15 protein-coding genes and 1 tRNA gene are annotated in these 22,732 nt (G+C 70.6%); 7 read left to right on the top strand and 9 right to left on the bottom strand.

The features are described 5' to 3' along the window. Positions 1–2 precede the first annotated feature (2 nt). The 3 genes from ABR737_RS12975 to ABR737_RS12985 are packed head-to-tail and all read left to right on the top strand — an operon-like array spanning position 3 to position 3,525. Positions 3–1,799, top strand: coding sequence for a branched-chain amino acid ABC transporter permease (locus tag ABR737_RS12975; protein WP_350250335.1), 1,797 nt, complete (start codon positions 3–5; stop codon positions 1,797–1,799). After that, the gene (locus ABR737_RS12980) at positions 1,796–2,812 is read left to right on the top strand and encodes an ABC transporter ATP-binding protein (protein WP_443058778.1); all 1,017 of its coding nucleotides are present in this window, start codon (positions 1,796–1,798) and stop codon (positions 2,810–2,812) included. Before ABR737_RS12975 ends, ABR737_RS12980 begins: the two co-directional genes overlap by 4 nt. Next, positions 2,809–3,525 carry an ABC transporter ATP-binding protein gene (locus ABR737_RS12985; RefSeq protein ID WP_350250336.1) on the top strand — a complete coding sequence of 239 codons (717 nt, stop codon included), beginning with the start codon at positions 2,809–2,811 and terminating at the stop codon, positions 3,523–3,525. The genes ABR737_RS12980 and ABR737_RS12985 overlap by 4 nt, the downstream gene beginning before the upstream one ends. Positions 3,526–3,613: 88 nt before the next feature. On the opposite strand, the gene ABR737_RS12990 is transcribed toward ABR737_RS12985, so the two are convergent. Continuing rightward, positions 3,614–4,279, bottom strand: a complete 666-nt coding sequence (locus ABR737_RS12990; RefSeq protein WP_443058777.1) for an ANTAR domain-containing response regulator — start codon at positions 4,277–4,279, stop codon at positions 3,614–3,616. An 83-nt stretch (positions 4,280–4,362) separates the two neighbouring features. Here ABR737_RS12990 and ABR737_RS12995 point away from each other — a divergent pair. Further along, positions 4,363–4,437, top strand: a tRNA-Leu gene (locus ABR737_RS12995). Positions 4,438–4,545: 108 nt separating this feature from the next. Continuing rightward, on the top strand, positions 4,546–5,319 hold the full coding sequence (locus tag ABR737_RS13000; protein WP_350250337.1) for a transcriptional regulator: 774 nt from the start codon (positions 4,546–4,548) through the stop codon (positions 5,317–5,319). A 52-nt stretch (positions 5,320–5,371) separates the two neighbouring features. Here the strand turns inward: ABR737_RS13000 and pyk are convergent, their stop codons facing one another. Beyond that, on the bottom strand, positions 5,372–6,808 hold the full coding sequence (gene pyk, locus ABR737_RS13005; protein WP_328387630.1) for a pyruvate kinase: 1,437 nt from the start codon (positions 6,806–6,808) through the stop codon (positions 5,372–5,374). Between the two features lie 143 nt (positions 6,809–6,951). Further along, on the bottom strand, positions 6,952–7,689 hold the full coding sequence (locus tag ABR737_RS13010; protein ID WP_350250338.1) for an SIMPL domain-containing protein: 738 nt from the start codon (positions 7,687–7,689) through the stop codon (positions 6,952–6,954). A 284-nt stretch (positions 7,690–7,973) separates the two neighbouring features. Between ABR737_RS13010 and ABR737_RS13015 the strand changes: the two genes are divergently transcribed. Next, positions 7,974–9,797 (top strand): bifunctional metallophosphatase/5'-nucleotidase, encoded by a 1,824-nt coding sequence (locus tag ABR737_RS13015; protein ID WP_350250339.1) that lies wholly within the window; start codon positions 7,974–7,976, stop codon positions 9,795–9,797. 187 nt (positions 9,798–9,984) lie between these two features. Here the strand turns inward: ABR737_RS13015 and ABR737_RS13020 are convergent, their stop codons facing one another. From ABR737_RS13020 to ABR737_RS13045, 6 genes are all read right to left on the bottom strand, one after another. Next, complete coding sequence (locus tag ABR737_RS13020) at positions 9,985–11,421, bottom strand: lysine N(6)-hydroxylase/L-ornithine N(5)-oxygenase family protein (protein WP_350250340.1); 1,437 nt, start codon at positions 11,419–11,421, stop codon at positions 9,985–9,987. Further along, on the bottom strand, positions 11,418–12,851 hold the full coding sequence (locus ABR737_RS13025) for a pyridoxal phosphate-dependent decarboxylase family protein (RefSeq protein ID WP_350250341.1): 1,434 nt from the start codon (positions 12,849–12,851) through the stop codon (positions 11,418–11,420). Before ABR737_RS13025 ends, ABR737_RS13020 begins: the two co-directional genes overlap by 4 nt. Before the next feature lie 289 nt (positions 12,852–13,140). Further along, positions 13,141–15,546 carry an ATP-binding cassette domain-containing protein gene (locus ABR737_RS13030; RefSeq protein ID WP_350250342.1) on the bottom strand — a complete coding sequence of 802 codons (2,406 nt, stop codon included), beginning with the start codon at positions 15,544–15,546 and terminating at the stop codon, positions 13,141–13,143. 193 nt (positions 15,547–15,739) lie between these two features. Then, positions 15,740–16,096, bottom strand: a complete 357-nt coding sequence (locus ABR737_RS13035; RefSeq protein WP_311623365.1) for a VOC family protein — start codon at positions 16,094–16,096, stop codon at positions 15,740–15,742. A gap of 191 nt (positions 16,097–16,287) precedes the next feature. Then, positions 16,288–18,834 carry an aminopeptidase N gene (pepN, locus tag ABR737_RS13040; RefSeq protein WP_350250343.1) on the bottom strand — a complete coding sequence of 849 codons (2,547 nt, stop codon included), beginning with the start codon at positions 18,832–18,834 and terminating at the stop codon, positions 16,288–16,290. 1,014 nt (positions 18,835–19,848) lie between these two features. Then, positions 19,849–20,736 (bottom strand): helix-turn-helix domain-containing protein, encoded by an 888-nt coding sequence (locus ABR737_RS13045; protein ID WP_350250344.1) that lies wholly within the window; start codon positions 20,734–20,736, stop codon positions 19,849–19,851. A gap of 163 nt (positions 20,737–20,899) precedes the next feature. On the opposite strand from ABR737_RS13045, the gene ABR737_RS13050 reads away from it, so the two are divergent. Further along, on the top strand, positions 20,900–22,708 hold the full coding sequence (locus tag ABR737_RS13050) for a glycoside hydrolase family 35 protein (protein WP_502964311.1): 1,809 nt from the start codon (positions 20,900–20,902) through the stop codon (positions 22,706–22,708). Positions 22,709–22,732 lie beyond the last annotated feature (24 nt).

Here is a 22,732-nt window from a genome sequence, read left to right on the forward strand (position 1 = left end):
CGATGACCACGAACACCACCACACCCCCCGCCCGCGGCCTGCTCCCCCTCCCGGAACGCACCGCGCGCCTCCTCACCGCCGCGGGCGCCCTCGCCACCGCCGCCACCACCGGCCTCGCCTGGACCTGGAGCAGCGACTTCCCCGGCGACCTCACCTACTACTTCTCCCCCGCCGGACTGCAGGTCGTCACCCTCGCCGGCGGCATCCTCACCCTGCTGTTCGCCCTCGCGGCACTCGGCATCCGCGGCCTGCGGTGGCTCACCCCCGCAGGACGCAACGCCCCCACCGTCCTCGCGGCCCTGGCCACCTTCGCCGCCACCTGGTTCACCCTCATCGCCATCGCCGTCCAGCTCGGCGGGCTGATCAACCTCGAACCGGGCGGCGCCCTCGCGGCCGTCACCTCCCTGCTCACCCTGGCCGGCGCCCTCGCCCTGCCCCCCGACCAGGCCGCCGACCGGCCCCCCTCGGGCCCCTGGCAGCGCTTCACCGCCACCCTCACCGCCGGCCCCCTGCGGAGCCCCACCCGCGAACTCCCCTCCTGGGCCGAGATCCTGATCATCGCCGCCGCCTTCGCCGGCGGGCTCCTCGCCTTCACCTACGGCATCGACACCGACGACGGCGCCCCCTTCGTCGGCTACCTCCTCTTCATGGCGCTCGCCGTCCCCGCCCTCCACCGGGCCGGACTCATCGCCCGCCTCACCGCACTCACCCACACCCACCGCACAGTCGCCCTCGGCGCGGCCTTCCTCTCCGCCGCCTGCTTCCCCCTCACCCAGAACACCGACCAGTACACGATCATCGGGGCCAACATCCTGATCTTCGCCACCGTCGCCCTGGGCCTCAACGTCGTCGTCGGCCTCGCCGGCCTCCTCGACCTCGGATACGTCGCCTTCCTCGGCGTCGGCGCCTACGCCGCCGCCCTCGTCTCCGGCTCCCCCGAATCCGCCTTCGGCCTCCGCTTCCCCTTCTGGGCAGCCCTCCTCACCGGCGCCGCCGCCTCCCTCGTCTTCGGCGTCCTCATCGGCGCACCCACACTGCGCCTACGCGGCGACTACCTCGCCATCGTCACCCTCGGCTTCGGTGAGATCTTCCGCATCGCCATGCTCAACCTCAACGGCACCACCGGCCCCGACATCACCAACGGCGCCATGGGCATCCCCAACATCCCCAACCTCGAAATCTTCGGCTTCAACTTCGGCGAACCCCACGTCATCCTCGGCATCCCCCTCGCCACCTACGGCAACTACTACCTGCTGATGATCCTCGTGACGGCCTTCGTCGTCCTCGTCTTCCGGCGCGCCGCAGCCTCCCGCATCGGCCGCGCCTGGATCGCCATCCGCGAAGACGAAACCGCCGCCATCGCCATGGGCATCAACAGCTTCCGCCTCCGCCTCCTCGCCTTCGCCCTCGGCGCAGCCCTCGCCGGACTCGCCGGCACCGTCCACGCCCACGTCGTCACCACCGCCACCCCCGAACAGTTCCAGTTCGCCGGCCCCCAGCCCCCCAACTCCGCCTTCCTCCTCGCCGCCGTCATCCTCGGCGGCATGGGAACCCTCAGCGGCCCCCTCGTCGGCGCCGCCCTCCTCTTCCTCATCCCGGCCAAGCTCGACTTCATCCAGGACTACCAACTCCTGCTCTTCGGCATCGCCCTCGTCCTCCTCATGCGCTTCCGCCCCGAAGGCCTCATCCCCGACCGCAGGAAACAACTCGAATTCCACGAAACCGGCCAACTCGACGTACCCGACCAGCGCCTCCCCGACGCAGACGCCACCCTCGGCGCCACCCAGGCAAAGGCGTGACGACCATGACCACACCCACCAGCCTCGCACCCGCCACTGACACCGACACCGTCCTGCGAGCCGACGGCGTCACCATGCGCTTCGGCGGACTCACCGCCGTACGCGACGTCAGCCTCACCGTCGGCACCGGCGAAATCGTCGGCCTCATCGGCCCCAACGGCGCCGGCAAAACCACCTTCTTCAACTGCCTCACCGGCCTCTACGTGCCCACCGAAGGCACCGTCAGCTACCGAGGCACCCGCCTCTCCCGCAAACCCCACCTCGTCACCCAGGCCGGCGTCGCCCGCACCTTCCAGAACATCCGCCTCTTCGCCAACATGACCGTCCTCGAAAACGTCCTCGTCGGACGACACACCCGCACCAAAGAAGGCCTCTGGTCCGCCCTCCTCCGCGGCCCCGGCTTCAAAAAGGCCGAACGCACCAGCGAACAACGCGCCATGGAACTCCTGGAATTCACCGGCCTCGCCCACAAACGCGACCACCTCGCCCGCAACCTCCCCTACGGCGAACAACGCAAGCTCGAAATCGCCCGCGCCCTCGCCAGCGAACCCGGCCTGCTGCTCCTGGACGAACCCACCGCCGGCATGAACCCCCAGGAAACCCGCGCCACCCAGGACCTCGTCCTCGCCATCCGCGCACAGGGCACCGCCGTCCTCGTCATCGAGCACGACATGCGCTTCATCTTCAACCTCTGCGACCGCGTCGCCGTCCTCGTCCAAGGACAGAAACTCGTCGAGGGCACCGCCGAAGTCGTCCAGGCCGACGAACGCGTCATCGCCGCCTACCTCGGCACACCCGTCGAGGACATACCGGCGCCGGACGACACCACGGACCCGGACAGCACAACGACCCCGGACAGCACCACAACTCCGGACGGCACAACAGGCCCGGCAGCCGGGACAGAAAAACCCGACGGGCCAGGAAAGCCCGAAGGAGCAGGAGAACCCGACGCAGCAGACGGGCCTACCCCACCAGACCAGCCGGCCCAGGGACAGACCGGAGACACCCCATGACCGCACTGCTCCAAGTCGAGGACCTCCGCGTCGCCTACGGCAAGATCGAAGCCGTCAAAGGCATCTCGTTCTCCGTCGAAGCAGGACAGGCCGTCACCCTCATCGGCACCAACGGCGCCGGCAAAACCACCACCCTGCGCACCCTCTCCGGCCTCCTCAAGCCCCTCGCCGGCAAGATCACCTTCGACGGCGAACCCCTCGACGGCGTCCCCGCCCACAAAATCGTCGAACGCGGCCTCGCCCACTCCCCCGAAGGCCGCCGCCTCTTCCCCCGCCTCACCATCGCCGAAAACCTCCAGCTCGGCGCCTTCCTCCGCAAGGACGCCGACGGCATCGGAAAAGACATCCAACGCGTCTACGAGCTCTTCCCCATCCTCGGCGAACGCAGCAAACAAGCCTCCGGCACCCTCTCCGGCGGCGAACAGCAAATGCTCGCCATGGGCCGCGCCCTGATGTCCCGCCCCAAACTCCTCATGCTCGACGAGCCCTCCATGGGCCTCTCCCCGATCATGATGCAGAAGATCATGGAAACCATCCGCGAACTCCGCTCCCAAGGCACCACCATCCTCCTCGTCGAACAGAACGCCCAGGCCGCGCTCTCCCTCGCCGACCAAGGACACGTCATGGAAATCGGCCGCATCGTCCTCTCCGGCAGCGGCACATCCCTCCTCCACGACGAATCCGTCCGCAAGGCCTACCTCGGCGAGGACTGACCCACCCGCACCGACGCGAGCGGCCCCGCACCGACGAAGATCGGTACGGGGCCGCTCACACGCTCGGGACCAGCCCGGCTGCCGCCGGCTACTGCTCCTTCTGCTGCTTCTTCTCCTCGGCGTCCTCGATGACCGCCTCGGCCACCTGCTGCATCGACAGCCGACGGTCCATCGACGTCTTCTGGATCCACCGGAACGCGGCCGGCTCCGTCAGCCCGTACTGCGTCTGCAGAATGCTCTTCGCCCGGTCCACCAGCTTCCGGGTCTCCAGCCGCTGCGTGAGGTCCGCGACCTCCTGCTCCAGCGTCCGCAGCTCGGTGAACCGGCTCACCGCCATCTCGATCGCGGGAACCACATCGGTCTTGGAGAACGGCTTCACCAGATACGCCATCGCGCCCGCGTCCCGCGCCCGCTCCACCAGCTCACGCTGCGAGAACGCGGTCAGCATCAGCACCGGCGCGATGCTCTCCTCAGCGATCTTCTCGGCCGCCGAGATACCGTCCAGCACCGGCATCTTCACGTCCAGGATCACCAGATCGGGACGGTGCTCCCGGGCCAGCTCCACGGCGGTCTGGCCGTCCCCGGCCTCACCGACGACGGTGTAGCCCTCTTCCTCCAGCATCTCTTTGAGGTCGAGACGGATGAGGGCCTCGTCCTCGGCGATCACGACGCGTGTGGTCAGCGGCGGGACGTGCGACTGATCGTCATCGGCGACGGGCTGCTCGGGCTCGGCGGCGCTCACGGGACTCCTCATTCCAGGCAGGTGGTGCCCCATGAGCCTACCTAGCTCCTGTAGGGTGGGACCACGCAGGGCAGCAGGTATCCTCCCTTTCTAAGGCCCCAGTACTCCAACTGGTTAGAGAGGCGGCTCTCAAACAGCCGAAAGTGTGGGTTCGAATCCCACCTGGGGCACTTTCTCTTCGATTCGAAGATCGCGTTAGCGACATCCACTGTCACCCTTTCCGGTGACGGTACGGCGAAATCCCACCACTGGGCGCCACCGCTATCACGCTCGTATGCATGTACGACATCGCAACGCGTGAGCGCGCGCTCGCCCTTGTCGCCCACGGCCACAGTCTCAACTCCGTGAGCATGCAAACCGGGATATCCCGCTTCGCCATCCGATCCTGGCAGACCAGGATCGAACCGCTCTCACGCAAGACGGAATGCCCGCGATGCAGGACAGTTCCGCAACCGCCTGAGGCAGCTACGGCCTATGCCTACTTACTCGGCCTCTACCTCGGTGACGGGTGCCTCAGCAGGCAGCCTCGACGGCACGGATATGTGCTGCGCATCGCCTGCGCAGATGCCTGGCCGGGGTTGATCGTCGCGTGCCGCGAAGCGGTAAAGGCCGTCCGACCGACGAACAGCGCGTGCATCGTCCAGCGCGAGGGCTGCGTCATGGTGACGAGTTACAGCCACCATTGGCTTTGCCTCTTCCCTCAACACGGCCCCGGCAAGAAGCACGAGCGACCCATCGTCCTCGAAACCTGGCAGCAGCAGATCGTCGACGCCCACCCCTGGGAGTTCCTTCGCGGACTCATCCACTCCGACGGCTGCCGGATCACCAACTGGGCCACCCGCACGGTCGCCGGACAGCGCAAGCGTTACGAATACCCGCGGTACTTCTTCACCAATAGGTCCGCCGACATCATCGGCCTCTACACCGACACCCTCGACGCAGTCGGCGTCGAGTGGAAACCCGCCCGGCAATCCCGCAGGGCACAGAACATCTCCGTAGCCCGCAGAGTCTCCGTCGCTCTCATGGACCGACACATCGGGCCGAAGTACTGACGGGGACGGCAGTCAGGTACCTCGGCCCAGCGGAATCGCGGTGCGGGTGGGGCTACTTCGGGGAGTCGTCCTCGCCGATGTGGTGGACGCGGACGAGGTTGGTGGAGCCGGGGACTCCGGGCGGGGAGCCGGCCGTGATGATCACGACGTCGCCCTTCTGGCAGCGGCCGAGCCTCAGAAGCTGCTCGTCGACCTGGGCGACCATCTCGTCGGTGGAGTTGACGGTCGGGCCGAGGAAGGTCTCCACGCCCCAGCTGACGTTGAGCTGGGAGCGGGTGGCCGGGTCGGGGGTGAAGGCCAGCAGCGGGATGGGCGAGCGGTAGCGGGAGAGGCGGCGGACGGTGTCGCCGGACTGGGTGAAGGCGACGAGGAACTTGGCGCCGAGGAAGTCGCCGATGTCGGCGGCGGCGCGGGCGACGGCGCCGCCCTGGGTGCGGGGCTTGTTGGCCTCGGTGAGCGGCGGGAGGCCCTTGGCGAGGAGGTCTTCCTCGGCGGCCTCGACGATGCGGCTCATCGTCTTGACGGTCTCGGTGGGGTACTTCCCGACGCTGGTCTCGCCGGAGAGCATGACGGCGTCGGTGCCGTCGATGACGGCGTTGGCGACGTCGGAGGCTTCGGCGCGGGTGGGGCGGGAGTTGTCGATCATCGAGTCGAGCATCTGGGTGGCGACGATGACCGGTTTGGCGTTGCGCTTGGCGAGTTTGACGGCGCGCTTCTGGACGATCGGGACGGTTTCGAGGGGCATTTCGACGCCGAGGTCGCCGCGGGCGACCATGATGCCGTCGAAGGCGGCGACGATGTCGTCGATGTTGTCGACGGCCTGGGGCTTTTCGACCTTGGCGATGACGGGGAGGAAGCGGTCTTCCTCGCGCATGATGCGGTGGACGTCGTCGATGTCGTGGCCGCTGCGGACGAAGGAGAGGGCGATGATGTCGGCGCCGTAGCGCAGGGCCCAGCGGAGGTCGTCCTGGTCCTTGTCGGAGAGGGCGGGGACGGAGACGGCGACGCCGGGGAGGTTGAGGCCTTTGTGGTCGGAGACCATGCCGCCTTCGACGACCCTGGTGCGGACGTGGGGTCCGTCGACGTCGGTGACTTCGAGGGTCACCTTTCCGTCGTCGATGAGGATGCGTTCGCCGGTGGTGACGTCGGCGGCGAGGCCGTGGTAGGTGGTGCCGCAGATCTGGCGGTCGCCTTCGACGGCGGGTTCCACGGTGATGGTGAACTCGTCGTCGCGTTCGAGAAGTACAGGGCCTTCGCGGAATCGGCCGAGTCGGATCTTCGGGCCTTGAAGGTCGGCGAGAATGCCGACGCTGCGGCGGGTTTCTTCGGAGGCTTTGCGGACCCGGTCGAATCGTGCCTCGTGTTCGGCGTAGGTGCCGTGGCTGAGGTTGAAGCGGGCGATGTCCATTCCGGCGTCGACGAGGGCTTTGATCTGCTCGTACGAGTCGGTGGCGGGTCCCAGTGTGCAGACGATCTTTGCTCGGCGCATGCTTCGACTCTATGACTTACCGGGCGGTAGGGAACGGTAGGGAAGTGACTGCTCAACGAGCGCTTGATGAAAGGCTGTTGACAAGTAATGGAATGGGCGCGATGGCGCTCCGATGAGCAGAAATTCATTCCGTGCGCGCGGTCTCACAATACGGGGCGGGTCATCGTGAAGCGTGCGTTGACATGGGCATGGACGGCTTGGCGCTGGGGTTCGAGGTCGAGGGCGGGGGCGGATTCCTGGACGGCGGCGCGGCCGTAGCCGGCGAAGCCGCGCATGCCGGGGGCTTGGGCGGGGGCGGTGTTCTCGGCGCCGAGGTCGGCGATTTCGAGGAGGGCGTCGAGGCGGGCGCCGACGGCCTCGGCGTATTCGCGGGCGCGCTGGACGGCTTCGCGGACGACCTGGGTGCGGGCGGCGCGGTGGGCGGGTGAGTCGGGGCGCAGGTCCCACCACGGGCCGTCGACGCGGGTGAGGTCGAGGTCGGCGAGGCGGGTGGTGAGTTCGCCGAGGGTGGTGAAGTCGTTGAGGGTGGCGGTGTGGGTGACGCGTCCGTGGTAGGCGCGGACGCGTTCGTGGCGGCCTTTCTCGGTGAGCTGGGGGGTGAGGCTGAAGGTGCCGGTTTCGAGTTTTTCGATGGCGTCGCCGTAGCTCTTGATGAGGGTGAGGGCTTGTTCGTTGCGGCGGGTGAGGTCGGTGAGGGCGGTGGTGCGGTCGGTGCCGCGGGCGCTGACGGTGACGGCGATGCGGGCGATTTCCGGGTCGACGTCGAGGCGGGCTTCGCCGCGTACGGCGAGGCGGGGGGTGTCGGGGGTGCCGTACGGGAGGGCGGTCGGGGCGCCCGCGGGGGTGGGGACGGCGGAGGTCGTGGCGGCGGGGTCGGTCATGGTGCCTCCCGGGTTTCGGGGTCGGTGGCCGGTCTGTCCGGTGTGTTCGGTGTGTTCGGTGGGGCGGGCCTCGGGTTCGGGGCGTGCGGTGTGCGGGTGCGGGGCGTGTGGGTGCGGGGGCGTGGGTGGTGAAGGGTCGCATATCGGGGCCGGTCGGGGTGGGGCATCCGGGGGAGCCGCGTGAGGGGTGTTGCGCGGGGTGCGGCTGCGCCAGAATCTACGCGCGTTGTCCCGCTGTGTGACGGCACGCATCGGCGTTTTGGCGTTCATCCAAGGGAGTTGGCATGTCGCTCGACCGTAGGAAGTTCTTGGGGCGTTCCGTGGTGACGGGGGCCGGGGTGGCGCTCGCGGGGGCGGCGGGCGCGCCGGCGGCCGGGGCGGTGGAGGCCCGGGGCACGGGTGACCACGGTGGCCGCGGTCACCGGCGGGAGCGGTACGCCTTCACGGTCATGGGCACGACGGATCTGCACGGCAATGTCTTCAACTGGGACTACGCCACCGGCGCGGAGTTCGACGATGCGGCGCACAACGACGTCGGTCTGGCGAAGATTTCGACGCTGGTGACGCAGGTGCGGCGGGAGAAGGGCCGGCGGCACACGCTGCTGATCGATGCGGGCGACACGATTCAGGGCACCCAGCTGGCGTATTACTACGCCAAGGTGGATCCGATCACGGATCCGGACGGGCCGGTGCATCCGATGGCGCGGGCGATGAATGCGATCGGCTATGACGCCGCGGCGCTGGGGAATCATGAGTTCAATTACGGCATTCCGGTGCTGCGGAAGTTCGAGGAGAGCTGTGATTTTCCGCTGCTGGGGGCGAATGCGGTGGATGCGAGGTCGCTGCGGCCGGCGTTCCGTCCGTATGTGCTGAAGCGGTTGCGGTCACCGCGCGGCCGGGAGGTGACGGTGGCGGTGCTGGGTTTGACGAATCCGGGGATCGCGATCTGGGACAAGGCGCATGTGCAGGGGAAGCTGGCGTTTCCGGGGCTGGTGGAGCAGGCGGCGAAGTGGGTACCGAAGCTGCGGTCGATGGGCGCGGATGTGGTGATCGTGGCGGCGCATTCCGGGATGAGCGGTACGTCGTCGTACGGGGATCAGTTGCCGTATGTGGAGAATGCGGCGGCGTTGGTGGCGGAGCAGGTGCCGGGGATCGATGCGGTGTTGGTGGGGCATGCGCATGTGGAGGTTCCCGAGCGGCGGGTGGTGAACAAGGAGACGGGCCGCGAGGTGGTGCTGTCGGAGCCGTTGAAGTGGGGGCAGCGGCTGACGCTTTTCGATGTGGCGGTGGAGTGGCATCGGGGGCGCTGGGAGGTGGCGTCGGTCGGTGCGCGGGTCCTGAACTCGAATGCGGTGGCGGAGGACGCGCGGATCACGGGGTTGCTGCGGGCCGAGCACCGGAAGGTCGTGGCGTATGTGAACCGGGTGATCGGCCGGTCCAAGGCGGAGATGACGGCGGCCGAGGCGCCGGTGAAGGATACGCCGGTATTGGACTTCATTGCTTTTGTGCAGGCGGAGGTGGTGCGTAAGGCGCTTGCGGGGTCGGCGTATGCGTCGTTGCCGGTGTTGTCGCAGGCGTCGTGTTTTTCGCGGACTGCGAGGGTGCCGGAGGGTGAGGTGACGATCCGGTCGATGGCGGCGTTGTATCCGTTCGACAACACGCTGGAGGCGAGGGTGTTGACGGGTGCGCAGGTGCGGGCGTATTTGGAGTTTTCGGCGCGGTATTACGTGCGGACGGCGGCCGGTGGTCCGGTGGATCCGTCGAAGGTCACGAATGCGGACGGTACGCCGGATTACAACTATGACGTGGTGAGCGGCGTCTCGTACGAGATCGATATCGCGAAGCCGGCGGGGCAGCGGATCGGGAAGCTGATGTTCGGCGGGAAGCCGTTGGATGATGCGGCGCGGTTCGTACTGGCGGTGAACAATTACCGGGCGAGTGGTGGCGGTAATTTCCCGCATGTGGCGGCCGCGGAGCAGGTGTGGTCGACGTCCGACGAGATCCGGAATTTGATCATCGGGTGGGTTCAGGAGAGTGGGCAGATCGATCCTGCCCGGTTCGCTTCGGTGGACTGGAAGCTGACGCGGGACGGGGTTCCGGTGTTCTGATTTCCGGTGGACCGCCAGGGGCCGCGGGGTCGCCGGAGGCACGGGCGGGAGGGGGCGCCGTCCGGGGGCGGCTGCGGTCTCTTCCTGGGCCCGGCACTCCCGCGGGCTCCCCCGGGTTCCCCACTCCCCCGGCTCCCGTGGGCCTGGTGTCGGGTGGCGGACGGACGTCGGTGGCAGGGGGCCGGGGTCAGCGGCGGGGGACGAGGGTGGAGCCCTGGCGGGGGACCATGCCGGTGCGTCCCGTCGACGGCTGGGGGAGGCCGAAGCTGGTGAAGGCCGTGCGGCTGGGGAGGGGGTAGGGGGTGTTGCCGGTGAGGCAGTTGAGGATGGTGGCGCTGCGCCAGGCGGCGAGGCCGAGGTCGGGGGTGCCGACGCCGTGGGTGTGGGTTTCGGCGTTCTGGACGTAGACCGAGCCGGTGACGGCGGGGTCGAGGACGAGGCGGTGGTCGGCGTCGATACGGGGGCGGGCGCCGGAGTCGCGGCGTAGGTAGGGGTCGATGGCGGCGAGCAGGGTGTCCATGCGGCGTTCGCGGTAGCCGGTGGCGAGGATGACGGCGTCGGTGGTGAGGCGGGAGCGGGTGCCTTGCTGGGTGTGGTCGAGGTGGAGTTCGACCTTGGTGGTGCCGACGCGGCCCGCGGTGCGGACGAAGACTCCGGGGGTGAGGGTGGCGTCGGGCCAGCCGCCGTCGAGGGTGCGGCGGTAGAGCTCGTCGTGGATGGCTCCGAGGGTGGCGTGGTCGATGCCTTTGTGGAGCTGCCATTGGCCGGGGACGAGGTCGTCGCGGACGCGTTCGGGCAGGGCGTGGAAGTAGCGGGTGTAGTCGGGGGTGAAGTGTTCGAGGCCGAGTTTGCTGTATTCCATGGGGGCGAAGGCGGGGGTGCGGGCGAGCCAGTGGAGGCGTTCGCGGCCGGCGGGGCGGGCGCGGAGCTGGTCGAGGAAGATTTCGGCGCCTGACTGGCCGGCGCCGATGACGGTGACGTGGTTGGCGCCGATGAGGCTGTCGCGGTGGTCGAGGTAGTCGGCGGAGTGGATGACGGGGACGGCGGGGGCCTCGGCGAGGGGGCGGAGGGGGACGGGGATGTGGGGGGTGGTGCCGATGCCGAGGACGAGGTTGCGGGCGTAGGTGCGGCCCAGGGCTTCGGCTTCGCCTTCGGTGTCGAGCTGGGTGAAGTCGACTTCGAAGACTTCGTGTTCGGGGTTCCAGCGGACGGCGTCGATCTGGTGGCCGAAGTGGAGGCTGGGGAGGTTTTCGCTGACCCAGCGGCAGTAGGCGTCGTATTCGGCGCGGTGGAGGTGGAAGCGTTCGGCGAAGTAGAAGGGGAAGAGCCGTTCGCGGGTTTTGAGGTAGTTGAGGAAGGTCCAGGGGCTGGCGGGGTCGGCGAGGGTGACCAGGTCGGCGAGGAAGGGGACTTGGAGGGTGGCGCCGTCGATCAGGAGGCCGGGGTGCCAGTGGAAGGCGGGGCGCTGGTCGTAGAAGGCGGCGCGGAGGGGGGTGAGGGGGTGGGCGAGGGCGGCGAGGGAGAGGTTGAAGGGGCCGATGCCGATGCCCGCGAGGTCGAGGGGTTCACCGGGGCTCGTGGTGTGGGTGGTGAGGGGGGTTTCCGGGTGCGGGGTGGCGGTCATCGAGGCGTGTGGCCTTCCACGAGTTTGAGGAGGGTGGTCAGGTCTCCGGGTTGGGTGTGGGGGTTGAGGAGGGTGGCTTTGAGCCAGAGGCCGGTGGGGGTGGTGGCGCGGCCGAGGACGGCCTGTCCGTCGGTGAGGAGGGTGCGGCGGATGGTGGCGAGGGCGGTGTCGTCGGCGCCGGTGGGGCGGAAGAGGACGGTGCTGAGGGCCGGACGGGAGTGGAGTTCGTAGCGGGGGTGGGCCTCGATGAGGTCGGCGAGGGTCTGCGCGGCGGCGAGGGTGCGGTCGACGAGTTCGCCGAGGCCGTGGCGGCCGAGGGCTTTGAGGGTGACGGCGATTTTGAGGATGTCGGGGCGGCGGGTGGTGCGCAGGGAGCGGCTGAGGAGGTCGGGGAGGCCGGCTTCGGTGTCGTCGTCGGCGTTGAGGTAGTCGGCCTGGTGGGTGAGGGGGGCCAGGGTGGCGGGGTCGGGGACGGCGAGGAGGCCGGCCGCGACGGGTTGCCAGCCGAGTTTGTGCAGGTCGAGGGCGACGGTGTGGGCGCGGGCGAGGCCGTTCAGTGCGCTGCGGTGGGTGTCGCTGAAGAGGAGGGCTCCGCCGTAGGCGGCGTCGACGTGGAAGCGGGCGCCGTGGTGGTCGGCGACGTCGGCGAGGGCCGGGAGGGGGTCGAGGGCGCCGGAGTCGGTGGTGCCTGCGGTGGCGGTGAGGAGGACGGGGCCGGTGCGGCCTGCGAGGTTGGCGAGGCAGGTGTGGACGGTGTCGGGGGTGAGGATGCCGTCGGGGGTGGGGAGGGTGAGGGGTTCGGGGAGGCCGAGGAGCCAGGCGGAGCGGTGGATGCTGTGGTGGGCGTTGGCGCCGCAGACGATCTGGAGGGGCGGGGCGGGCCGGTGGGGGTCGGTGGCGGTGCCGCCGGGGGCGGTGGCTTCGCGGGCGAGGAGGAGGGCGAGCTGGTTGGATTCGGTGCCGCCGGTGGTGATCAGGGCGTCGGGGCGGTCGGCCCGGGGGTAGACCAGGGCGGCGAGTTCACGGCTGGTGAGGGCTTCGAGGGCGGAGGCGGCGGGGGCCTGGTCCCAGGAGTCCATGGAGGGGTTGAGGGCGCCGGCGGCGAGGTCGGCGGCGGTGGCGAGGGCCAGGGGCGGGCAGTGCAGGTGGGCGGCGCAGTGGGGGTCGGCGGGGTCGGCGGCGCCGGCGGCGAGGGTGTGGACGAGGGTGCGCAGGGCGGTGTGCGGGCCGGTGCCGTGGTCGGGGAGCAGGGGGTGGCAGGCGTCGCGTACGGCGCGGGTGACGGTGGCGGGGCCGCCGGGCGGGAGGGGGCCGGCGCGGTCCTGGGCTCCGGTGGTGAGGGCGTCGAGGACGGTTTCGAGGAGGGGGCGGAGTGCGCGGGGGCCGTTGGTGCCGCCTGCGAGGGCGGTGCCGGCAGGGGGCACGGGCATCAATGTGCTCTTCTGTCAGGGGAGTTGGGGCGTCGATCCCATGCGGACCAGCCCTCAGGCAGCCCAAAGTTACTTTCCCTGCACAGCCGGTATCCACTGGTTGCGGTCATACCACCCGTAAGTGGTACGGGTGTACCGCAGGTGTTCGGGTGCCGCCGACCGGCGGCGCGGACCGTCGCCGACGCCCCGCCGCGGCGGCTTTCCGTCCGGGGGCCGGGGGCCGGGGGCGGCACTGCGGCACCCGTCTCATGGTGGCCGCGCGGGCCCGCCGAAGGGGGTCTCCCCCGGGTCAGGTGCCGACGTAGGCCGCGAGGTGTTCGCCGGTGAGGGTGGAGCGGGCGGCGACGAGGTCGGCGGGGGTGCCCTCGAAGACGATCCGGCCGCCGTCGTGGCCTGCGCCGGGGCCGAGGTCGATGATCCAGTCGGCGTGCGCCATGACCGCCTGATGGTGCTCGATGACGATGACCGACTTGCCGGAGTCGACGAGCCGGTCGAGCAGGCCGAGCAGCTGCTCGACATCGGCGAGGTGGAGGCCGGCGGTCGGTTCGTCGAGGAGGTAGACGCCGCCCTTCTCGGCCATGTGGGTGGCCAGCTTGAGCCGTTGCCGCTCGCCGCCGGACAGTGTGGTGAGCGGCTGGCCGAGGCCGAGGTAGCCGAGTCCGACGTCGGCGAGCCGGCCGAGGATGCGGTGCGCGGCCGGTGTGTGTGCCTCGCCGTCGCCGAAGAACTCTGCGGCCTCGGTCACCGACATCGCCAGCACCTCGCTGATGTCGCGGCCGCCGAGATGGTGGTCCAGGACCGAGGCCTGGAACCGCTTGCCCTCGCACTCCTCGCAGGGGGAGGCGACGCCGGCCATCATCGCCAGATCGGTGAAGATGACACCGGCGCCGTTGCAGGTGGGGCAGGCGCCCTCGGAGTTGGAGCTGAACAGTCCCGGCTTCACGCCGTTGGCCTTGGCGAACGCCTTGCGGATCGGGTCGAGCAGCCCGGTGTACGTCGCCGGGTTGCTCCGTCGTGAGCCGCGGATCGGGGCCTGGTCGACCGACACCACGCCCTCGCCGTTGGTCCCCGCCCCTCCTGGCAGCGACCCGTGGACGAGCGAGCTCTTTCCGGAGCCGGCGACGCCGGTGACGACGGTCAGCACCCCGAGCGGGATGTCGACGTCGACACCGCGCAGGTTGTGCGTCGTCGCGCCGCGGATCTCCAGCCTGCCGGTGGGGGTGCGCATGGTTTCCTTGACGGCGGCCCGGTCGTCGAAATGGCGGCCGGTGACGGTGCCGCCGGCCCGCAGCCCCTCGACGGTGCCCTCGAAGCAGACCGTGCCGCCCGCCGCGCCGGCGCCGGGGCCCAGGTCGACGACGTGGTCGGCGATCGCGATGGTCTCCGGCTTGTGCTCCACGACGAGCACCGTGTTGCCCTTGTCCCGCAGCCGCAGCAGCAGGTTGTTCATCCGCTGGATGTCGTGGGGGTGCAGGCCCGTGGTGGGCTCGTCGAAGACGTAGGTGGTGTCGGTGAGCGAGGAGCCGAGGTGGCGGATCATCTTGACGCGCTGCGCCTCGCCGCCCGACAGCGTGCCCGACGCCCGGTCGAGCGAGAGGTAGCCGAGGCCGATCTCGGTGAACGAGTCGAGCGTCTGCTGCAGCGCGGTGAGCAGGGGCGCCACCGACGGCTCGTCGAGGCCGCGGACCCAGGCGGCCAGGTCGCTGATCTGCAGGGCGCAGGCGTCGGCGATGCTGATGTCGCCGATGCGCGACGACCGGGCCCCCTCGCTGAGCCGGGTGCCCTCGCACTCGGGGCAGGTGGTGAAGGTGACCGCCCGCTCCACGAACGCCCTGATGTGCGGCTGCAGCGACTCCTTGTCCTTGGACAGGAACGACTTCTGGATCTTGGGGATCAGCCCTTCGTAGGTGAGGTTGACGCCCTCGACCTTCACCTTGGTCGGCTCCCGGTGGAGGAAGTCGTGCATCTCCTTCTTGGTGAACTTGCGGATCGGCTTGTGCGGGTCGAGGAGGCCCGACTCGGCGTAGACCCGCACGGTCCAGAAGCTGTCTGACTTCCAGCCGGGGATGGTGAACGCGCCCTCGGCGAGCGACTTGGAGTCGTCGTAGAGCTGGGTGAGGTCGATGTCGGAGACCGTGCCGCGGCCTTCGCAGCGCGTGCACATGCCGCCGGTGCGGGTGAAGGTCGCCTTGACCGCCTTCCGGGCGCCGCGCTCGACGGTGATGGCGCCGCTCGCCCGGACCGAGGGGACGTTGAAGGCGTACGCGCCGGGCGGGCCGATGTGCGGCTTCCCGAGCCGGCTGAAGAGGATGCGCAGCATCGCGTTGGCGTCGGTGACGGTGCCGACGGTGGAGCGGGCGTCGGACCCCATCCGCTGCTGGTCGACGATGATCGCGGTGGTCAGCCCTTCGAGGACGTCGACCTCGGGCCGGGCCAGGGTCGGCATGAAGCCCTGTACGAAGGCGCTGTAGGTCTCGTTGATCAGCCGCTGCGACTCCGCGGCGATGGTGTGGAAGACCAGCGAGCTCTTGCCCGAGCCGGAGACGCCGGTGAACACCGTCAGCCGGCGCTTCGGGATCTCGATGCTGACGTCCTTGAGGTTGTTCTCGCGCGCGCCGTGCACCCGGATCAGATCGTGGCTGTCGGCAGCGTGCGGAGCGGGCGACTGCGGGTCCGTCCTCGTGACCTTGCTCATCGTGTCTCCATCCGGGAGGAGGGGCCGCCTTCGCAGTCTCCGTCGGCGTCGCCTGGCTCGATCTGACCGGCTCCGAGCGTAACGTCTGATTTTGCTGTGCCGGAGGGGTCGTGCAACGGGCAGGGTCCACGGCGTCCGCCTCAGCGGCGGCGCCGGCCGGGACGGCGCGGTGACCGCCCGGCCGGCGCGGCTCTCACCGGTCCTGAAGCAGCCCGAGGACGTTGCCGTCGGGGTCGGTGACGGTGGCCACCAGGCGGCCGCCGCCGACCTCGTGCGCGGGCTCCTTCACGGTGGCGCCCGCGGCGGTCACCTCGGCCAGCTTCGCCTCGATGTCCGGCACGTGCCAGTAGGCCACCGGTGCGGTCATGCCCTGCGGCCCGCCGCCCGGCACCAGTCCGATGTGCTGGCCACCGGCCTCGAAGCCGACGTAGTAGGACTCGTCGGCCTGCGGTGGCACGCCGAGCAGGGCGGCGTACACCGCCTTGGCCGTCGCCAGGTCGGACACGGGGTGCAGCACGGTCTTGATTCCCTGGGTGGCGGAACCGGTCATGATCACTCCTGGAGTCATGGGCAAATAGCCCGTTATGTCCCGTCGAGCTTAAGGACGAACGGGATGCCCGGGCATCGACATGCCGGACCGGCCGGTCGCCCCGGCCGTACGGGGCGACCGGGGTGTCCCTCCGTAGGCCATGCCGTTGTGCCAGGAGGCGGGGCAGGAACGGGAACGGGAACGGGTCCTGGCTAGGCGCCCCCGGCCGCGGCGCGTACCTTCAGCGCCCTGCGCAGGTCATCGAGCTGGTCGATGAGCTTGCGGCGCAGGGCGGGTGTCGGGTCGCCGTCGGCGAGGCAGGCCTCGCCGCGCCGGAGGGTGTCCTCCTCGACGAAGACGGCGGGGAAGGCGTAGCGGCCTGCGGCATCGGCGAGGGCGGGGCCGCGGGCGGCGGCGAGGGCGGGGACCTCGGTGAAGTAGCGGGCGACGTACGGGCGGAGCAGGTCGCGCTGTTCGGGTGCCCAGAAGCCGGTGGCGGTGGCGGTGAAGAGGTAGTTGGACAGGGCGGCTGTGCCGTCGGTGGTGAACAGGGCGCCCCAGGCGGCTTGTTTGGCGGCCGGGTCGGGGAGCGCGGCGTGGCAGCGGGCCGCGCCTTCGCGGCCGGTGGCGCTGGGGTCGCGGGCGAGTTCGGCGTCGATGGCGGCGCGGAGTTCGTCGAGCGGCGCCGCGCCGAGGGTGGCGAGCCGGCCGAGGGTGCGCCAGCGCAGTTCGGGGTCGAGGCGGGGGCCGCCGGGGACGCTGCCGTCGTCGAGCCAGTCCTGGATGCCTTCGGGGGTGGTGGCGCTGTCGATGAAGGTACGGACGGCGGTGAGCCGCAGCCCCGCTTCCGAGCCGTGTTCGGGGCCCTCGGTGCGGCGGAGTATGTCGCGGCTGAGGGAGGTGAGGGTGGCGAGGGCGGTGCGGCGTTCGGTGTGGGGGAGGTAGCGGTCGGCGATCTGGGTGCGGGCGAAGGCCAGGACGCCTTGGACGACGGCGAGGTCGGTTTCGTACGGGAGGTGGGTGCGGGCGGCGTCGAGGTAGGCGGCGGGGGCGAGTTCGCCGTCGCGGACCATGTCGCGGGCGGCGTTCCACACCACGGCGCGGGTCAGCGGTTCGGGAAGCCCGGACAGGGCGCCGAGGGCGGTGTCCCAGGAGACGGGGTCGAGGCGGACCTTGGCGTAGGTGAGGTCCTGGTCGTTGAGCAGGAGCAGGGCGGGGCGGCCGCCCGTGGCGGAGTGGCCGCCGCCGTCGGGCACGTCCCAGGACAGCGGCTCGCGCGGGACGAGGCGGCCCGGGGCGGTGTGGTCGTGGTCGTAGAGGCCGATGGTGAGCCGGTGCGGGCGGATGCCGTCCGGGCTTCCGGTCTGCTCGACGGACACGCTCCAGTGGCCGTCCGTGCCTTCTTCCACGACGGGGGTCAGGGTGTCGACTCCCGTGGTGCGCAGCCAGCGCTCCGCCCAGGCGTGGACGTCGCGATCGGTGGCGCGGGAGAGCGAATCGATGAAGTCGGCGAGGGTGGCGTTGCCGAAGCGGTGCCGGGCGAAGTGGTCGTTGATACCGGCGAGGAAGGCCTTCTCCCCCATCCAGGCGACGAGTTGGCGCAGTGCGGAGGCGCCCTTGGCGTAGGAGATGCCGTCGAAGTTGGTGAGCGCCGAGGTGGTGTCGGGGACGTCCTCGGGGGCGGGGGCGACGGGGTGGGTGGAGGGACGCTGGTCGGCGTCGTAGCCCCAGCCCTTGCGCGCGATGGCGAAATCGGTCCAGGTGTCCTTGAAGCGGGTGGCTTCGGCCAGGACCTGGTAACCCATGTATTCGGCGAAGGACTCGTTCAGCCAGATGTCGTCCCACCATTGGAGGGTGACGAGGTCGCCGAACCACATATGAGCCATTTCGTGGGAGACGACCATGCCCCGGGTCTGGCGTTCGGTGTCGGTGACGGCGGAGCGGAAGACGAATTCGTCGCGGAAGGTGACCAGGCCGGGGTTCTCCATGGCGCCGGCGTTGAACTCGGGGACGAAGGCCTGGTCGTAGGAGTCGAAGGGGTACGGCTCCTCGAAGATCTGGTGGTAGCGGTCGAAGCAGCGCCGGGTGAGGTCAAGGATTTCGTCGGCGTCGGCGTCGAGGTACGGGGCCAGGGAGCGGCGGCAGTGGAGGCCGAAGGGCAGTCCGGCGTGTTCGGTGCGTACGGAGTGCCAGGGGCCTGCGGCGACGGCGACGAGGTAGGTCGAGATCAGCGGGGTGGGGGCGAGGGTCCAGTGGCCGGGGTCGCCTTGGGTGGCGATGCCGTTGCCGAGGACGGTCCAGTCGGTGGGGGCGGTGACGGTGAGGGCGAAGACGGCCTTGAGGTCGGGCTGGTCGAAGGCCGCGAAGACGCGCTGGACGTCCTCCATGAACAGCTGGGTGTAGGCGTAGGTCTCGCCGTCGGCGGGGTCGGTGAAGCGGTGCATGCCTTCGCCGGTGCGGGAGTAGCGCATGGTGGCGTCCAGGCGCAGTTCGTGGGCGCCGGGGGTGAGGCCGGTGAGCGGGAGGCGGTTGTCGTCCAGGGCCGCGGGGTCGAGGGGGTGGCCGTCGAGGGTGGCGGAGTGCAGCTCGGCGGGTTTGACCTCGACGAAGGTGTCGCCGTCTGCGTGCGCGGTGAAGTGGATGACCGTACGGGAGTCGAAGTGGTCCTCGCCTCGGGTGAGGTCGAGGGCGATCTCGTAACGGTGGACGTCGATGAGCCGGGCTCGGGTCTGCGCCTCGTCGCGCTGCAGTGCGGGCATGACGTCATGCTGCCGTAACGCGGGTGGGCGGTGCATCCCTGTTCTGGGGGTGGGGGTTGCGGGTGGTGGGTCTGCGGGTGCGTTGTGGCTGGGCGCGCGGTTCCTCGCGCCCCTTTGGGGCGTGGTCGGTGCCGGGCTGGGTTTTGGCGGCTTGGTCTGTTGGGGCTGGTGCCGTTCGGGGTTCGTGGGTGCCGCTGGGGCCGGAGGGGACGCACCGGAACCCTCCCCCAGCCTTCGGCCGGGAGGTGCCCCCACGGCGCGGGCGGCCCTGGTCCATGGAATTGAGTACCCCGGCGTTCGCTCCGGTCCTGCGGGCGGGTCCCGGTACATCCCCTCCGGCCTTCGTGCGTTCCCGGCTGCCGGCCGGTGGCACCGTCCGTCAACGATCACAAGCGCATGCCGGCTCCGGGCAAGGTGCACCCGGGGCGGGGTCGGCCGGACGACGACGGCCCGGATGGCGACGGCCCGATAACGACGGTTGGGCGGCCGACAATCTGCACGCCTGCCGGCCAGCGCCCTGCCATGGGCAGGTGTGGCTCGGACCTGGTGGTTGCCCAGTTCCCTGCCAAGGGCTGGTGCGGCTCGGACCTGGTGGTTGCCCAGTCTCCTGCCAAGGGCTGATGTGTTTCGTACCTGGCGGGTGCCCAGTGTCCTGCCAAGGCCTGGGCGCGGCCTGGACCTGGTGGTTGGCCAGTGCTCTGCCAAGGGGTGGGCTGGTGGTGGTCGTAACGGTGATTGGTACGGCGGGACAGTCGCCAACGGGCGGCGGTCGGAGGGGATGTCCGGTGCCCCGCCCGCAGGACCGGAGCGAACGCCGGGGCAATCAAATCCATGGACCAGGGCCGCCCGCGCCGTGGGGGCACCTCCCGGCCGAAGGCTGGGGGAGGGGTACCGGGCGTCCCCTCCGACCCACCACCCACGACGAAAAGGCGCACCGGCCCCAGCCACAGGCAACCCGCACCGAGCCGAACCGAGCCGGGCCCAAGCGAGCCATAAAGCTGCCCCCAACCAGCCTCAGCCGTTGTACCCGCTGACCAGGGGCGGGTCGTTCGGGTCGGGGATCTGTGTGGACCAGCCGCCGGGTACGTTGCGGATCTGGCGGTCGCGGAAGCGTACGGGGGCGGTGCCGACCCGTCGGGTGAACAGGCGGCTGAAGTACGCCGGGTCGTCGTAGCCGACCCTGCGGGCCACCGCCGCCACCGGGAGTTCGGTTCCCACCAGGAGTTCCTTGGCACGGCCCAGGCGTATGCCCAGCAGGTAGTCCTTGGGGCTGCAGCCGGCACCGCGGCGTACGGCGGTGCGGAGTTCCGCGGGGGTCATGCCGTGCCGGGCGGCATGTTCGGCGACCGAGAGGGGGAGGAAGGCGTCCCGGGCGAGGGCCTGGAGGACCGGGTCCCCGTCGGCGTCGGTGTCGGCGCGTGCCCTGCGCAGGGCGACGAGGAGTTCGTGGACCGCGGCCGAGGTCTCCACCTCCAGCAGGGGGTTGCCCCGCCGCGCCGCGCGGGCGATCCGTCCGATGGCGGTGCGGGCCGGGCCGGTGTCGGCCAGAGGCACGAGCGGGCGGTCCGGTTCGATGTAGCCGAGTTCGGTGTAGGTCGCGGCGGCCGGCCCGGTGAAGTCGACGAAGCTCTCGTCCCAGCCGGTCTCCGGGTCGGCGCCGTAGTGGTGCGGCACCCCCGGCATGATCCATAGCAGAGCGGGCGCTGTCACCGTACGGCGCCGGCCGTCGGGGGCGGTGAACCAGCCGCGGCCGGCGCTGATGACGATGGCGACATGGTGGTCGAGGGTGCGCGGACCGACCGTGGGCAAGGTGCCGTGCTGGAGACCGACTCCCAGGCACACCAGGCCGAGCCGGTGGTGGACCGGGCTCGGGGTGAAGTAGCGCATCCAGGTGTGGTACACGTCCGGGCCTCCCGTCGCTCCGTACCGCTCCGTCGGACCGTCGAACCGTCCAAACAGATCCGATCTTTGTCCATGGACCGTCACACCGCCAGAGGGCAAGGGTGACCGGTGACCGGGTGCGCCCGGCCGGTGGCGCACAGGAGACGACACAGGGGCGGGTGACGTGACGCAGTTCGAGGCGGGCGAGCGGGACTTCATGCTGGACGGGCGGCCGGTGCGGCTGCTGTCCGGGGCGATGCACTACTTCCGGGTGCACGAGGCGCAGTGGGACCACCGGCTGGCGATGCTGCGGGCGATGGGCCTGAACTGCGTGGAGACCTATGTGCCGTGGAATCTGCACGAGCCGCGGCCCGGCGAGTTCAGGGACCCGGAGGCGCTGGGGCGGTTCCTGGACGCGGTGCAGGCGGCGGGGCTGTGGGCGATCGTCCGCCCGGGGCCCTACATCTGCGCGGAGTGGGAGAACGGCGGGCTGCCGCAATGGCTGACCGGGCCGCTGGGGCGGCGGGTGCGGACGCGGGATGCGGCGTATCTGCGGGCCGTGGACGCCTGGTTCGGGCGGCTGATGCCGCAGGTGGTGGCGCGGCAGTGCACGGCGGCGGGGCCCGGCGGCGCGGGCGGCGGGCCGGTGATCATGGTGCAGGCGGAGAACGAGTACGGCTCGTACGGCAGCGACGGGGTGTATCTGGCGCACCTCGTGGAGCGGCTGCGGGAGCTGGGGGTGCGGGTGCCGCTGTTCACCTCGGACGGGCCCGAGGACCACATGCTCAGCGGTGGTTCGGTGCCGGGCCTGCCGGCCACCGTCAACTTCGGTTCGGGGGCCGGGGAGGCGCTGGCGGTGTTGCGGCGCCACCAGGATCGGGGGCCGCTGATGTGCATGGAGTTCTGGTGCGGGTGGTTCACGCACTGGGGGCAGGAGGAGGCGCCGCGCGCTCCGGAGGATGCCGCCGCGGCGCTGCGGGAGATTCTGGAGGGCGGGGCTTCGGTCAATATCTATATGGCGCACGGGGGGACGAATTTCGGCGGGTGGGCGGGGGCGAACCGCGCGGGCGAGCTGCACGACGGGGCGCTGCAGCCGACGGTCACCTCCTACGACTACGGGGCGCCGGTCGATGAACGCGGGCGTGCCACGGAGAAGTTCTGGCGGTTCCGGGAGGTGCTCGCCGAGTGGGCGGACGGGCCGTTGCCCCGGGTGCCGGAGCCGCTGCGGGTGCTGGCGGAGCCGGTGCGTGCGGAGGTCGGGGAATGGGCGTGCGCCGGGGACGTGATGGAGGTGCTGGGCGGTGCGGAGCGGGAGGGGGGCGCTCCGGCGACGTTCGAGGAGCTGGGGGTGGACCGGGGGGTGGTCCGCTACCGGGTCGAGGTGCCGGGGCCGCGTGGTCCCCGTCCGCTGCGGGTGAGCGGGCTGCGGGACCGGGCGGTGGTGTGGGTCGACGGCGTGCGCGGGCCGGTGGTGGACACCGAGGACGCGGTGCTCGGGGAGGTGGCCGGGCCGGCGTCGGTGGAGTTGTGGGTGGCGTCGCTGGGACGGGTCAACTACGGGCCGCGGCTCGGTGAGTCCAAGGGGATCACGGGCGGGCTGCTGCACGAGCGGCAGTTTCTGCACGGCGTACGGTCCCGGGGGCTGCGGCTGGATGCGATGGAGGGCCCCGGGGCGTTGGCCAACGTTCCGTTCCGGGCGGTGGAGGAGGCGGGCGGCGCCGCGGGGCTGTACCGGGGGTCGGTGACGGTGGCCGGGCGGCCCGGGGACGCCGATCTCGCGCTGCCGGGGTGGAGTCATGGCTTCGCCTGGATCAACGGTTTCTGTCTGGGGCGCTATTGGGGTCTCGGGCCGCAGCGGGCCCTGTATGTGCCGGGCCCGGTGCTGCGCGAGGGCGCCAACGAGCTGCTGTTGTGGGAGTGGGAGGGCGCCCCGGCCCTGGTGGGGGACAAGGCGGGGGCGCCCGGTCTGTATCCGTGCGCGGGCGGGCGCTGAGCGGTCCGTGGGGCGGCGGGGCCG

The organism is Streptomyces sp. Edi2, assembly GCF_040253635.1.
Lineage (GTDB): Bacteria > Actinomycetota > Actinomycetes > Streptomycetales > Streptomycetaceae > Streptomyces.

Coding starts and splice junctions, on each gene's coding strand:
- ABR737_RS12975 (WP_350250335.1), top strand. CDS start 3: ATGACCACGAACACCACCACACCCCCCGCCCGCGGCCTGCTCCCCCTC.
- pyk (WP_328387630.1), bottom strand. CDS start 6,808: ATGCGCCGAGCAAAGATCGTCTGCACACTGGGACCCGCCACCGACTCG.
- ABR737_RS13035 (WP_311623365.1), bottom strand. CDS start 16,096: ATGACCGGTTCCGCCACCCAGGGAATCAAGACCGTGCTGCACCCCGTG.
- ABR737_RS13025 (WP_350250341.1), bottom strand. CDS start 12,851: ATGCCCGTGCCCCCTGCCGGCACCGCCCTCGCAGGCGGCACCAACGGC.
- ABR737_RS13030 (WP_350250342.1), bottom strand. CDS start 15,546: ATGAGCAAGGTCACGAGGACGGACCCGCAGTCGCCCGCTCCGCACGCT.
- ABR737_RS13020 (WP_350250340.1), bottom strand. CDS start 11,421: ATGACCGCCACCCCGCACCCGGAAACCCCCCTCACCACCCACACCACG.
- pepN (WP_350250343.1), bottom strand. CDS start 18,834: ATGCCCGCACTGCAGCGCGACGAGGCGCAGACCCGAGCCCGGCTCATC.
- ABR737_RS13010 (WP_350250338.1), bottom strand. CDS start 7,689: ATGACCGACCCCGCCGCCACGACCTCCGCCGTCCCCACCCCCGCGGGC.
- ABR737_RS13015 (WP_350250339.1), top strand. CDS start 7,974: ATGTCGCTCGACCGTAGGAAGTTCTTGGGGCGTTCCGTGGTGACGGGG.
- ABR737_RS12985 (WP_350250336.1), top strand. CDS start 2,809: ATGACCGCACTGCTCCAAGTCGAGGACCTCCGCGTCGCCTACGGCAAG.
- ABR737_RS12990 (WP_443058777.1), bottom strand. CDS start 4,279: ATGAGGAGTCCCGTGAGCGCCGCCGAGCCCGAGCAGCCCGTCGCCGAT.
- ABR737_RS13000 (WP_350250337.1), top strand. CDS start 4,546: ATGTACGACATCGCAACGCGTGAGCGCGCGCTCGCCCTTGTCGCCCAC.